The sequence below is a fragment of the Heyndrickxia acidicola genome, assembly GCF_001636425.1.
GTDB lineage: Bacteria > Bacillota > Bacilli > Bacillales > Bacillaceae_C > Bacillus_AE > Bacillus_AE acidicola.
In genome coordinates, this window is the sequence record NZ_KV440953.1 from 39,148 (window position 1) to 51,918 (window position 12,771).

At 40.5% G+C, this 12,771-nt stretch carries 13 protein-coding genes; 12 read left to right on the forward strand and 1 reads right to left on the reverse strand.

The features are described from left to right. Positions 1-37 precede the first annotated feature (37 nt). From ytfJ to A5N88_RS00190, 10 genes are all read left to right on the forward strand, one after another. The gene (gene ytfJ, locus A5N88_RS00150) at positions 38-520 is read left to right on the forward strand and encodes a GerW family sporulation protein (protein ID WP_066261541.1); all 483 of its coding nucleotides are present in this window, start codon (positions 38-40) and stop codon (positions 518-520) included. A gap of 103 nt (positions 521-623) precedes the next feature. Continuing rightward, on the forward strand, positions 624-1,124 hold the full coding sequence (gene tpx, locus A5N88_RS00155; RefSeq protein WP_066261546.1) for a thiol peroxidase: 501 nt from the start codon (positions 624-626) through the stop codon (positions 1,122-1,124). A gap of 231 nt (positions 1,125-1,355) precedes the next feature. Then, a complete protein-coding gene (locus tag A5N88_RS00160) occupies positions 1,356-2,345 on the forward strand; it encodes a class I SAM-dependent methyltransferase (protein WP_066261552.1) in 990 nt (329 codons plus the stop codon). Between the two features lie 586 nt (positions 2,346-2,931). After that, positions 2,932-4,122, forward strand: a complete 1,191-nt coding sequence (locus A5N88_RS00165; RefSeq protein WP_066270078.1) for an acetate kinase — start codon at positions 2,932-2,934, stop codon at positions 4,120-4,122. 467 nt (positions 4,123-4,589) lie between these two features. After that, positions 4,590-5,432 (forward strand): EcsC family protein, encoded by an 843-nt coding sequence (locus tag A5N88_RS00170; RefSeq protein WP_066261554.1) that lies wholly within the window; start codon positions 4,590-4,592, stop codon positions 5,430-5,432. 43 nt (positions 5,433-5,475) lie between these two features. Then, the gene (locus tag A5N88_RS00175) at positions 5,476-5,991 is read left to right on the forward strand and encodes a MogA/MoaB family molybdenum cofactor biosynthesis protein (RefSeq protein ID WP_066261557.1); all 516 of its coding nucleotides are present in this window, start codon (positions 5,476-5,478) and stop codon (positions 5,989-5,991) included. Positions 5,992-6,026: 35 nt separating this feature from the next. After that, positions 6,027-7,004 (forward strand): aldo/keto reductase, encoded by a 978-nt coding sequence (locus A5N88_RS00180; protein ID WP_066261559.1) that lies wholly within the window; start codon positions 6,027-6,029, stop codon positions 7,002-7,004. Positions 7,005-7,142: 138 nt separating this feature from the next. Continuing rightward, positions 7,143-7,301: a hypothetical protein gene (locus tag A5N88_RS25390; RefSeq protein WP_198160141.1), complete on the forward strand. Its 159-nt coding sequence runs from the start codon at positions 7,143-7,145 to the stop codon at positions 7,299-7,301. 566 nt (positions 7,302-7,867) lie between these two features. After that, positions 7,868-8,986 (forward strand): alanine dehydrogenase, encoded by a 1,119-nt coding sequence (gene ald, locus A5N88_RS00185; protein WP_066261561.1) that lies wholly within the window; start codon positions 7,868-7,870, stop codon positions 8,984-8,986. Positions 8,987-9,295: 309 nt separating this feature from the next. Continuing rightward, the gene (locus A5N88_RS00190) at positions 9,296-9,922 is read left to right on the forward strand and encodes a MarC family protein (RefSeq protein WP_066261563.1); all 627 of its coding nucleotides are present in this window, start codon (positions 9,296-9,298) and stop codon (positions 9,920-9,922) included. A gap of 112 nt (positions 9,923-10,034) precedes the next feature. On the opposite strand, the gene A5N88_RS00195 is transcribed toward A5N88_RS00190, so the two are convergent. Beyond that, the gene (locus A5N88_RS00195; RefSeq protein ID WP_066261564.1) at positions 10,035-11,135 is read right to left on the reverse strand and encodes a M24 family metallopeptidase; all 1,101 of its coding nucleotides are present in this window, start codon (positions 11,133-11,135) and stop codon (positions 10,035-10,037) included. Positions 11,136-11,431: 296 nt separating this feature from the next. Between A5N88_RS00195 and A5N88_RS00200 the strand changes: the two genes are divergently transcribed. Both A5N88_RS00200 and A5N88_RS00205 read left to right on the forward strand, forming a co-directional pair. After that, a complete protein-coding gene (locus A5N88_RS00200) occupies positions 11,432-12,112 on the forward strand; it encodes a metal-dependent hydrolase (RefSeq protein ID WP_066261566.1) in 681 nt (226 codons plus the stop codon). A 104-nt stretch (positions 12,113-12,216) separates the two neighbouring features. After that, a complete protein-coding gene (locus tag A5N88_RS00205) occupies positions 12,217-12,447 on the forward strand; it encodes a hypothetical protein (RefSeq protein ID WP_083952957.1) in 231 nt (76 codons plus the stop codon). Positions 12,448-12,771: the final 324 nt, after the last annotated feature.

A 12,771-nucleotide genomic window follows, 5' to 3' on the forward strand; every position in this document is an offset into this window, starting at 1 on the left:
TTAGAAGTGAGTACATTACTTGTTAGGAGGAAGCAAGATGAGTGGACATCCAATTGAAGGATTAATGTCAGCAGCAATGGAAAATTTAAAAGAAATGATTGATGTAAACACAATCATTGGGGATCCTGTTGAAACTCCTGATGGCAGTGTGATTTTAACGGTTTCAAAGGTCGGTTTTGGTTTTGCGGCAGGTGGAAGCCAGTTTAATGGCAATGGAAAATCCACTGCTCATGAAGGCGGCCAATCCTCTGGTCTTCCATTCGGAGGAGGAAGCGGCGGCGGTGTTTCCATTACGCCAATTGCTTTTCTCATCGTCAATTCACAAGGAGTTAAAATGCTTCACCTTGATGAAAATACACATCTTTTGGAAAAAATTATGGATGTGGCGCCAAGTGTGATTGAAAGAATTCAAGGAATGATCAAGAAAAATGACAGCGATGATCATCATCAATCCAATCATCAATCCAATGGGTGGAAAAGCGCTCAAACCCATCCGCAAAAACAGGATTTAGATTTTTAATGACTTCTCGCCTATATGGCGAGTTTTTAATTGGCAAAATTCCCGGAAATTCAGTAAGATTAAAAGATACCAGCTCATGATAGAGATTTAGGAGGAGAAAGAAATGGCATCTGTAACTTTTATTGAAAAACCCGTTACATTAATAGGAAACGAGCTAAAGCCGGGAGATAAGGCACCTGACTTCACTGTACTTGCCAATGATTTATCAGAGGTTACTCTGCAGGATTCAAAGGGAACAGTCCGCATTATCAGTGTTGTACCATCCATTGATACGGGTGTATGTGATGCTCAGACCCGCAAATTTAATGAAGAAGCATCAAAATTGGAAAATGTTCAGGTCTTAACGATTTCAGTGGATCTTCCTTTTGCTCAAGGACGCTGGTGTGCTGCATCTGGACTTGAAAATGTAAAGGTGCTTTCTGATCACCGTGATCTTTCATTTGGAGAAGCCTACGGTGTGGTAATGAAGGAGTTTCGTTTATTGGCTCGCGCCGTGTTTGTCGTAGATTCAGAAGACAACATTACATACGCAGAATATGTGAGCGAAGGCACACATCACCCAGACTATGAAAAAGCAATCGAAGCCGCTAAAAAAGCTCAATAAAAATCCAATAAAGTGTCCCCGAGACCATCGGGGATTTTTTATGTCTTAAGCAGTAGAAGGAAAACGCTTTACTATGGTAAAGCGCAAAAGGGGTCAGACCCCTTTAGTGCGTTAAAGTGGCGAACCGCTTCATTCTCCCTTTACAATTAACGTCAAACATAATAAGATTAAAAACTATGCAAATATATTTTTAGGGTTAAAATAAATAGCCAATCAAAGGAGGAATTAGAAATGTCCGTTTCTCCAATGGAAACCATTTTTAATGTATTTAACGAAACAGCCGATATTTTGAAGGAAGAGCTATCTTGCACATATCTTGAAGCTCTTGCTGAAACCAGTGAAAACTTTTTCCAGGGAGATGTGCTCCAGACTGAACTCAGTGAAGTAACAAAGAAAAGGCTGCTAAAAAAATATTCCGAAATAAAATTAGAATCTTACACAAATGAGACCATACGAAAAGCTTTTCAATTGGCAATCTTAAAAGGCATGAAGGACAGTTCGCAGCCTAATCATCAGATGACACCGGACTCTATCGGGCTATTTATGGGGTATTTAATTTCAAAGTTTCTGGAAAAGCATTCTGCTGTTACCATTCTTGATCCTGCAGTAGGGACAGGAAACTTAATTTTTACCATCCTAAATCACCTTGATGCGAAAGAAGCAAACGCGTTTGGTGTAGATATTGATGAATTGCTTATTCAGCTTGCTTATGACGGGGCGAATTTGCAGCAACAGCCGATCCAATTGTTTAACCAGGATGCATTGGAGCCATTATTTATTGATCCTGTTGACGTTGTTGTCAGCGATTTGCCTGTGGGCTATTATCCGAATGATGAAGGGGCATCGAAATATACGCTGAAAGCTGACACTGGACACTCATATGCCCACCACTTGTTCATTGAACAAAGTATGGGACATACGAAACCAGGGGGCTATCTCTTTTTCTTAATACCAAACGGTTTATTCGAATCACCTGAAGCACCAAATCTTCATCGCTATTTAAAAGAAACTGCGGATATCCAGGGTATACTGCAGCTTCCACTATCCATGTTTCAAAATCCTGGATCTGCTAAAAGCATTTTAATCCTGCAGAAAAAAGGGCTGGGAGTACAGCCGCCAAAGCAGGTACTGCTTGCTAATTTACCATCCTTATCGAATCAGCAAGGAATGCAAAGCATTATCGAAAAGCTTGACCAATGGCTGGCTGAAAATAAAGCTTAATGAGAAAATCGGCAGATAGCTGCCGGTTTTTTTTATAGGCTCTCTTAAAGATTAATGTTGATCTAGACCTTTGTTGTTTTCAGTGGATACGCGAGACTCCTGCTTAGAAAAGTGAATTAGGGGAGACCCCGCAGGAGCATGTGAAGAGGAGGCTCCGCAATTGCCCGCAGAAAGCGAGTGCCTGAAGCAGAAAACAACAGACAGGATGAACATGCCCCCTATATAAAATATTTAACCATGAAGTCTCTGTCTAGCTCCAGCGCCTATCGGCTAATGGATTTCTACGTCTCCTCCCTACGATAAGTCAACTTCAGCTCGTGAACTGCCTCGCTGTGTCTCCTTTATCTCAGTCGAAGACTACGGAATCCATACGCTGATGAGCAAGGCGCGTTTCTTATTTTCTTATAGTAAAAGATGAGAAGGCAGACCAACCCATTTCGTTTTCAAAAAAATAATTCTATTTATCCAAAAAAGCAATTTATTAGTTGATTCATGGGGAATTAAATGATTAAATGATAAAACTGTACAATGATTGTCAAAGGCGAAGAATTACATTCACAGCCTGAATGAAAGGAATGATGGCTTTTTGGCGAAAATTATTGCAATAAACGCAGGTAGTTCCTCGTTGAAGTTTCAACTTTTTGAAATGCCGGAAGAACATGTCATTGCCAAAGGAATTATTGAAAGAATTGGATTAAACGATTCCATCTTTACTCTAACGGTAAATGGTGAAAAATATACGGATACATTGGATATTCCAAATCACGCGGCTGCCGTGAACATGCTTCTGGATAAGCTTACGTCAAAAGATATTATAAAGTCATTAAATGAAATAGAAGGAGTGGGCCACAGGGTAGTTCATGGAGGAGAACTGTTCCGTGACTCTGTTGTCGTAACGGAAAAAGTAGTGAAGCAAATAGAAGGGCTTTCTGATTTGGCTCCACTGCATAATCCAGCAAATTTGACAGGTATTATTGCTTTTCAGAAAGCGCTGCCAGAGGTTCCCGAGGTGGCTGTATTTGATACAGCATTTCATCAAACTATGCCTGAAAACTCTTTCCTCTACAGTCTTCCTTATGAATATTATAAAAAGTACGGTATCCGTAAATATGGATTTCATGGCACATCCCATAAATATGTCTCCCAGCGTGCAGCGGAGATACTTGGAAGACCGATTGAGCAATTGCGTATTCTTTCCTGCCATCTTGGCAATGGGGCCAGTATCGCTGCAATAGAAGGTGGTAAATCCATTGACACGTCCATGGGCTTCACGCCTCTTGCAGGCGTCACAATGGGTACACGGTCAGGAAATCTCGACCCTGCTTTAATTCCCTTCATTATGGAGAAAACAGGGAAAACTGCTGAGGAAGTACTGGAGGTCCTGAATAAGGAATCCGGCTTGCTCGGGGTTTCTGGCGTTTCAAGTGATCTTAGGGATATCACCATTGCAGCCGAACAGGGGGATGAAAGGGCCATCCTGGCGCTGGAAGTCTTTGCAAGCCGTATTCATAAATATATAGGTTCATACGCAGCAAGAATGTCTGGGATGGATGTTATTATTTTTACAGCTGGAATTGGTGAAAATAGTGAGGCGGTTCGGGCCAGGGTTTTACGAGGCCTGGAGTTTATGGGCGTGTATTGGAACACTGACTTAAATAAAGTGCGCGGCGAAGAGACCTTTCTTAATTATCCCCATTCACCTGTTAAAGTAATGGTCATCCCCACAAATGAAGAAGTTATGATTGCAAGGGATGTTATCAGGCTCAAGCCTCTTTGATACTGCTGTTTTCGCCTAGATGGAAGCTTTTGGAGAAACTGACATAGGTTTGATTAGGACCCAGTTGTTTTTTAGCTCATTCGTAAAGAAGGAAAAATGAGCTAAAAAACAAGCAGTTACCGCCATAGAAATTTAATAAAGGTCATTTTAAACAACAAAAGCATTTAATAAAAAGTAAATAGTATTTAAAAATAGCAGCCTTAAATCCTATTTAAGAAAAGGTTGTTTTTTTATTTTTTTGCACAGATAGCGACCCTCAAAAAAAATGGAAGCTTGTTATTGCCTGTGCTGCCTTAGATTTTTATAACAAATTCAGGTATCCTAATTTCTCTTGCTTTAGAGCAGCTAACTCTAAGTAAAGTTTCTAGCGATAAGAACTTTCCATTCGATGCTTTCCTTTTAAACCAGCTGAGCAGTTGTGTTATACTAGCCAGAGAGTCAAAATTTTCCTCAATAGAGGTGATGATATGGCGATGTCAAAGCGGGAAGAAACGATTTGGAAAGAGATTCAGGCATTTGAAGAATCCATTCTTCAATATGAAACAAATGATTTTGTAAACGTTTATAATAATTGGACAGACCAGGCCTTGAGTCTGGTACCTGAACCTGCTGCTGAACTATTCTTTAATAAGCTGGATACCTGGCTATTTCATTTGAATTCCCTTATTCAAGGTACGCAAATTCAAAATGATGCACGTGAACAAATCCTGGTCACTGGGAGAATATTTAATGAATCCATACAATCCATTCAGGACCTTCGCCAATTGAACGCTGACCAGCTGAAATACATAGCAGAACAGCATGCCTCCCGCCATAGATTGTATTCTTTTCTACAGGGAGGGATTACGGGAACGGGCCAAGCGTTAATACTTTCCACAGACTTTCTTGCGATGCTTGTCCTAAACCTCAGAGCCGTTCAATTGACAGCCATGTCCTATGGATATGATGTGCAGATTCCGTTTGAGATGATGACTTCATTAAAGGTTTTTCATGCTGCTACCTTGCCTGCCCGCTTAAAAGGGGAAGGCTGGAATGAATTAATGAAAGATCTAGAAGTAAATCACCATGATTCTTATTTTTACGGGGGAAATGAACAGCTCACCAATGTCCATTGGCTTGAGGAGCCGCTAAAGCAATTGGTTAAGGTATTTTTTATCGCGTCCTTTAGTAGAAAAACACTCTCCCGCATTCCTTTATTATCAATGGGGATAGGGGCCGTATCTAATTACCGTTATACAAGGAAAGTGACTGAATTTGCCAGCCGATATTACCAATACCGTTATCTGCTTGATAAATATTCGGCTCAATAAGGACAATCTTGTTTATAAAACGGCAGAGAAAGGAAATTGCAGAATGAGTGTATCTGAACATAAACAAAAAGCTCCTGATTGTGTTGTCTGTGCTGTCATAACGGTTAGTGACACCCGTACAAAAGAAACGGACAAAAGTGGAGCGGCAATGCACACATTTCTTCAAGAAGAAGGACATTCAGTTGAATTTTACACCATAGTAAAAGATGAACAGAAAGACATTACGGCCGCAGTGGAGAGGGCTGCCAGCCATCCTGCCATTCAGGTGATTTTACTGAATGGGGGTACTGGGATGGCCAGCCGTGATGTAACCATTGAAACCGTTACTGCTTTATTTGAGAAAGAATTAATCGGCTTTGGTGAACTGTTCAGGATGATTAGCTATTTAGAAGACATAGGCTCCGCAGCCATGTTGTCCAGAGCGGCTGCAGGCACATATAAAGGGAGAATGATCTTTGCCACTCCCGGTTCTACAGGGGCAGTACGTCTGGCAATGAAGAAGCTGATTATGCCGGAACTGGGCCATCTTGTCCGTGAACTGGGTAAGGATCAACTCTAAAAAACATATAAGAAGTTGAAAAGGGGATTTCCAATATGAAAATGATGCCATTAGAAAAACGAAACATAACGAACAGCCGCCTTGCACTAGGATGTATGGGGTTTGGCGGTTCCTGGGATAGCAGCCCTATCACAAAACAGCACATTCTGGAAGCTGAAAAAGCAGTCGATACTGCTCTTGCATCGGGCATCACGATGTTCGACCACGCTGATATCTACACAAGAGGAAAAGCGGAAGAAACCTTTGGAAAAGTGTTAAAGGCACGTCCTGAATTACGTGGACAAATGGTCATTCAAAGTAAATGCGGGATTCGTTTTGAGGATGAAAAGGCGCCGGGAAGGTATGACTTTTCAAAAGAACATATTCTGCATTCTGTAGATAATATCTTAAAAAGGCTTTCTGTCGAATACCTTGATATCTTACTGCTTCACCGACCAGATCCTTTAATGGAGCCAGAAGAAGTTGCGGAAGCATTCCGTGATGTTCACGCCTCAGGAAAAGTGCGTCATTTTGGTGTATCCAATATGAGCAAAGGCCAAATGTCACTTCTTCAAACATATAGTGAACAGCCAATCATCGTAAACCAGTTAGAAATGAGTTTAAACAAGCTTGACTGGGTTGACCAAGGTATACATGTTAATCAGCAAGTAGGAACAGACGTTCATTTCGCTGAAGGCTTTATTGAATACAGCATGATGAGCGATATACAGATTCAAGCGTGGTCTCCATTAGCGAGAGGGATTTTTTCAGGCAGAGAGGAGCCAAATCTCACAGAAGCTGAGCTGAAGACAAAGGAATTAGTCGAGAAAATGGCAATTGAAAAAGAAACTAGCAGAGAAGCGATTGTTTTAGGGTGGTTAATGAGGCATCCTGCCATGATTCAGCCGGTTATTGGCACAACGAATCCTGAGCGTATTCAGAAGTGCCAGGACGCTATCCGCCAGGCAGAGCAGATGACGAGAGAAGAATGGTACACTCTATATGTCACGGCAAGAGGAAACAGACTGCCATAAAGGTGAAGCAGGAGGTCAGCTTTTATAAAAATGATCCCTCCTACGATATAACAGGCGATTTGCTAAAAATTAGCCGGTTTAATTTTTTCATCCCATCGAATCCTATCAAAGAACAAGGAAAGAATGGGAGGGTTTTTTATGAACAAAAAGGATGATATGCCTTCTTTGTATTATGATGAAGATGGTCTAAGTGAAATTACAAATCAAATCCAGCTTGCCTATCAAAGCGGGGTACTTGGAGAAGAAACAGGCTCTTTTGATCTGGATAAGTATAGAAGTAGCACAATAGAGAAATAAAACCATAAAAAGGAAACATGCTTGCGGGAGTGTGTTTCCTTTTTAATTTAAAATGGCTTTGTATAAGGATTCCATTGTTGTTTTAGCTCATTCGTTTGAAACGTGTAACACTCCTTTCAACTGAGCTGAAAAACAAGGAACTTAATTTTCCCTCCGTGTTGATTTGAAGCGAGTGTCTGCAGCGTAAATCAACCAGCAGGATGATCAATGCAATACCAATGTATCGGATATAGTTATGTTAATTTGAACCAAAAGTTGATTGAAAGCAAAAGGCACCCGACTCCTGCAGAATGAACAAGTTATGGGAAGACGTGCAGGAGCATGCATAAGGAAGTTCCTCAACCAACCGCATAAAGCGAGTGTCTGCAGTGAAATCAACAGGCAAGCTAAACGAAACCAATAAATTTGTTAGAGACCGTTTATTAAAAGAATTATTAGAATAAATGGACTAGTGTTATATTTTTAATATAATATAAAAGTGATAGGAAAACTCAAACCAGAGTGATAGAATGTAAGTGTTTACAATTACTTAAATGAATAGAATCAGTAAATCAGGGGGTTTTACTATGCGTATTGGAGTTCCAAAAGAAATTAAAAATAACGAGAACAGGGTAGCCATGACGCCTGCCGGTGTTGTAACACTAACAAACGCGGGGCATGAGGTATTAATAGAAACAAATGCAGGCATGGGTTCTGGCTTTACAGATACTGATTACATTAATGCAGGAGCAAAAATTGTAGAAAATCCGGCCGAAGCCTGGGCAGCTGAAATGGTAATGAAGGTAAAAGAGCCGATTGAAAGTGAGTACCACTATTTCCGTGAAGGTCTAATTCTATTTACATATTTGCACCTTGCTGCAGCTCCTGAGTTAACAAAAGAGTTAATGGATAAAAAAGTAATTGGAATTGCGTATGAAACCGTGCAGCTTCCAAACAGGTCCCTTCCTTTACTAACGCCAATGAGCGAAGTAGCCGGAAGAATGTCCACTCAAATTGGAGCGCAGTTCCTTGAAAAAAATCAAGGCGGCAAAGGAATCCTGCTTTCTGGCGTTCCTGGTGTTCAGCGAGGAAGAGTAACGATTATCGGAGGCGGTGTTGCAGGAACCAATGCGGCTAAAATGGCAGTTGGACTTGGGGCCGATGTGACGGTAATCGACCTAAATCCTGATCGTCTGCGTCAATTGGATGATATTTTTGGAAGTGAAATTACGACGCTTATGTCGAATCCTTACAATATTGCAGAAGCAGTAAAAGACTCTGATCTTGTTGTTGGAGCAGTTCTCATCCCAGGTGCAAAAGCGCCTAAGCTTGTAACAGAGGAAATGATTGAAGCGATGTCTCCTGGATCAGTTGTGGTGGATATCGCCATTGACCAGGGCGGAATTTTTGAAACAAGTGACCGTATAACAACTCATGATAATCCAACTTATGAAAAGCACGGGGTTGTCCACTACGCTGTTGCCAATATGCCTGGGGCTGTGCCGCGTACATCTACTATTGCACTGACAAATGTCACTGTTCCATATGCATTGCAAATTGCCAATAAAGGCTATAAAAAAGCTTGCTTAGAAAATGAACCTTTATTAAAAGGACTTAATACTCTTAATGGTTCAGTCACTTATAAAGCAGTAGCGGATGATTTACAGCTTGAGCATGTAGATGCGCTATCTTTTTTAAATGAATAAATATATATGTTGAATTTAAGTTTTTAATTTGATGATTGGAGCAGAAGGCACGGGACTCTTTCATAACAAGCAGGCAATAGGCGCAATTTGCGCCTGTCTGCCTCGTATGAAAGCGAGTGCCTGCAGAGGAAATCAATAGCCAATTTATAAGAAAAAACTAATTTCAATTTATATAGAAATAAAGAAAGGATTGATCTCGAATCAATCCTTTTTTTATGGGAAAAACTATCTAATTGGAAGATGAATTGGCTTGCTTAATGTTAAATAGGGTAAATGAATTTTATAACATTATCAGAAAGGAGCTAAAAAATGATTGGTACGATCATCCATTTAATCATTACAGTGTTTGCTGTTATGAATCCAATCGGAAATATTCCGATTTTTGTTAGTCTTACTGATGGCTACAGCTTGGAAGACAGGAGAAAAACAGCAAAAAAAGCTACCATTGTATCATTCATCATATTAACAGTATTTTTAGTTCTGGGACATTTTATTTTTAGTGTATTTGGCATCACCATCCATTCTTTTCGCATTGCAGGAGGCATTCTTATATTTGGAATTGCCTATAATTTGCTGCATGCCAAGCAATCGCGGGCACAGTCCCCAAGAACCAAGGAAAAAGCGGAAGCAATGGAGAAGGAGGATGTTTCTGTTACACCGCTCGCTTTGCCTATTATGGCAGGACCAGGGACAATTGCAACGGTTATGGCTTCAACAGCGTCCCACAGCCCTATTAACCTGCTGAGCGTGTTAATTGGTTATACAGTTGTTCTTATTGCAACGTTTCTTTTGTTTTATTTTTCTACTTCGATTATCACAAGGGTCGGGCAAACGGGTTTAAATGTTGTTACCAGGCTGATGGGGCTGGTTTTGGCGGTTGTTGCCATCCAAATGATTGCAGACGGTGTAAAAGGGTTATTTCCTCATCTTGGCTGATAGTAAATAGAGAAATAAAAACAAGCAGGACCCCATTTTTTAGAGTTCCTGCTTGTTTTTAACTACCCTTTTTATGCTGGTCGCCAATGATCAGGTGCCTTCCGTTTTTCTTTTACCCCTTCACAATTTGCAGTGTTTTTGGGAAGGCTGTAAGCGCAGTTCCGCCATTCGCTGTGACATATACGTCATCCTCAATGCGGACACCTGCTACCTGTGGCACATAAATGCCTGGCTCGATTGTAAAGACCATGCCTTCTTCCATAATCAACTCATTCGTGTTGGTTAAAGAAGGATATTCATGAACACTGACTCCCAGCCCATGGCCTAAGCGGTGAGGAAAATAGTCGCCATAGCCTGCTTCGGCAATAATATTCCGGGCAATTTGGTCCAATTCTTTTGCAGCTACCCCTGGCCGCACTGCCTTAAGGGCCGCTTCTTCTGCAGCAAGAACCGTATGGTAGATTTTATCCTGCTCTTCATTGACATGATCATAGGCAACGGTTCTTGTGATATCTGAGCAGTACCCTTCGTACACTACCCCGAGGTCAAATAAGACAAGATCACCCTTTTGAATTTTGGTTGATCCGGGATTGCCATGAGGAGAAGCTCCATTTGCTCCCGTAAGAACCATCGTTGAAAAGGACATTTCTGAGATGCCTTTTTTCTTCAACTCATATTCAATTGCTGCAAGGATGTCCAGTTCAGTTTTGCCTTCCTTAATTTCGTTGACTCCAGTTTGAACTGCAAAATCCGCATATTCACATGCTTTTTGAATGAGTTCTAATTCTTTATCATCTTTGATCATGCGTAGTTTACGAAGAATTTCTTCTGCAGCCGTATAAGAAGCCCCGGAAAAACGATGAAGAAATTCCTCATACCGTTCTACATTCATGCTTTCTTTTTCGATTGCCCATTTATGTACTTTTCCTACTCGGTCGAGGATTTTTTTCTCAACAATATCCCAATGGTTGTCTGTATCTGAATAGCCGACGATTTCCCATTCCCATCCTGCGTTTTTTGCATCATGTACCTCCATAGCAGGGCAAATCAAGAAAGGTTCCTTGTCTTGAAATACAGCTAAGCCCAGCAGTCTTTCGTGGGGTTCGCTGCGAAAGCCGCTTAAATAAAAAACATTGTCCTTAGAGGTTAAAAAAGCAGCATCTATATTTTCGTTTTTTAACCACTCTGTTAACTTTTGCAATCTTTGCTTCATTTGTTTCAACTCCTTAAAAAGTTCTACTAGTAGCATATCAAAAATTCAGGGAATTAGTTTAAAAATGTCTTTAAAAATGTTAATAGTTTTATAATCTGCATTTGTATCAATGATTTTCTTAAACATACGAATGAAAATCCAATTTCTTGCGGATGAGAGTTTGTCATGGGAAAATAGTCTAGAGGCTTCTCTTTTTTTGACTTCCTTATTGGACAGGATGTTTGTACATACGGGAAAAGGATAAAAGACATAAGGGAAGAATTTTAAATTGATAACGGTAAAAGGAGTGTTTTCGCATGAAGGTATCTTTCCATGGTCATTCAGTTGTAAAAGTTGAGACAAATGGTAAAACGATTTTATTTGATCCATTTATTAACGGCAATAACCAAACAGATTTAAAGGTTGATAATGAAAATCCTGATGTTATTATTCTTACTCACGGGCACGGCGATCATGTTGGGGATACTGTTGAAATTGCTAAAAGAAGCGGTGCACTTGTCATTGCCAATAATGAAATTGCCAATTACTTAAGCTTTCAGGGATTAAACACACATCCTATGCATATCGGCGGAGCGTATGAATTTGATTTCGGTAAAGTCAAACTAACGCCGGCCTTCCACGGTTCGGCAATGATTACGGATAATCAAGAAATTATCTATTTGGGAATGCCTACGGGCGTATTATTGATGGCAGAGGGGAAAACTATTTATCACGCTGGAGATACAGGCCTGTTCTCAGATATGAAGCTGATTGGTGAACGCCATCCGATTGATTTAGCCTTTTTGCCAATTGGAGACAACTTTACGATGGGACCGGAGGATGCAGCATTAGCAGCTGAATTTTTACAAGCTAAAACGGTTGTTCCTGTCCACTATGATACATTCCCGCCAATCAAACAGGATCCGCAGTTATTTATTAACCTGCTAAAAGAAAATAACGGTAAAATCATGAAGGCCGGCGACTCTATCGAACTGTAATCAGCCCAAAAAAAGTTGCTAAATCCTGCTTTTTTAGTGAACTTTCTCCATGCCTATGCATAAACTATGAACAAGCTATTGTTTAGGAGAAAGGAGCAAGCTTAGTGAAGCAACGATATTTGCTTTGTGTATTACTGGGGGCTTTAATGGTTTACTATGCAGTGCCGCGATTGAGTTTTCAGTTCAACCAGATTGAAGGCAAGTTTACGCTGGTGTGGCTTGGTTTTTCTATTCTGGTGCTCGCTGGCAATGTATCAGCCATGCTTTATACTCCTGTTGCAAGGAAAACAGCGATCAGGGAAAGAGCACCTAAAAAACGAGTCAGATCTAACTGATAGGCTTTGTTATAGGAATTCAATTGGGTTTTAGCTCATAAGTTACAGTTAAAGAAGGAAAAATGGACTGCAGGGAATAAAATCTATCTGCAGTCCATTTTTTGTGAGCTAATATTGATTACAATGGACATGACGATGGGAATAACGAAAATAAAATGCGAAGTTTTGTGCTTTAAAGCGTAAAAGGGGTCAGACCCCTTTAGTGGAGTAAAGTAAAGTCTCTGAGCGCGGGTTATATTCATTTACAAGCTCTTGTGCTTTTCGTTGAAAACACACGGATTACTCTTTATAATTGAAGCTAATACTATGTGACCGGCAAGAAAA

What these genes read in the sequence shown, in the direction of transcription:
- A5N88_RS25390 (WP_198160141.1), top strand. Translation starts at nt 7,143, where the DNA reads ATGAACAAAAAGGATGATATGCCTTCTTTGTATTATGATGAAGATGGT.
- A5N88_RS00180 (WP_066261559.1), top strand. Translation starts at nt 6,027, where the DNA reads ATGAAAATGATGCCATTAGAAAAACGAAACATAACGAACAGCCGCCTT.
- A5N88_RS00200 (WP_066261566.1), top strand. Translation starts at nt 11,432, where the DNA reads ATGAAGGTATCTTTCCATGGTCATTCAGTTGTAAAAGTTGAGACAAAT.
- tpx (WP_066261546.1), top strand. Translation starts at nt 624, where the DNA reads ATGGCATCTGTAACTTTTATTGAAAAACCCGTTACATTAATAGGAAAC.
- A5N88_RS00170 (WP_066261554.1), top strand. Translation starts at nt 4,590, where the DNA reads ATGGCGATGTCAAAGCGGGAAGAAACGATTTGGAAAGAGATTCAGGCA.
- A5N88_RS00175 (WP_066261557.1), top strand. Translation starts at nt 5,476, where the DNA reads ATGAGTGTATCTGAACATAAACAAAAAGCTCCTGATTGTGTTGTCTGT.
- ytfJ (WP_066261541.1), top strand. Translation starts at nt 38, where the DNA reads ATGAGTGGACATCCAATTGAAGGATTAATGTCAGCAGCAATGGAAAAT.
- A5N88_RS00195 (WP_066261564.1), bottom strand. Translation starts at nt 11,135, where the DNA reads ATGAAGCAAAGATTGCAAAAGTTAACAGAGTGGTTAAAAAACGAAAAT.
- A5N88_RS00190 (WP_066261563.1), top strand. Translation starts at nt 9,296, where the DNA reads ATGATTGGTACGATCATCCATTTAATCATTACAGTGTTTGCTGTTATG.
- ald (WP_066261561.1), top strand. Translation starts at nt 7,868, where the DNA reads ATGCGTATTGGAGTTCCAAAAGAAATTAAAAATAACGAGAACAGGGTA.
- A5N88_RS00160 (WP_066261552.1), top strand. Translation starts at nt 1,356, where the DNA reads ATGTCCGTTTCTCCAATGGAAACCATTTTTAATGTATTTAACGAAACA.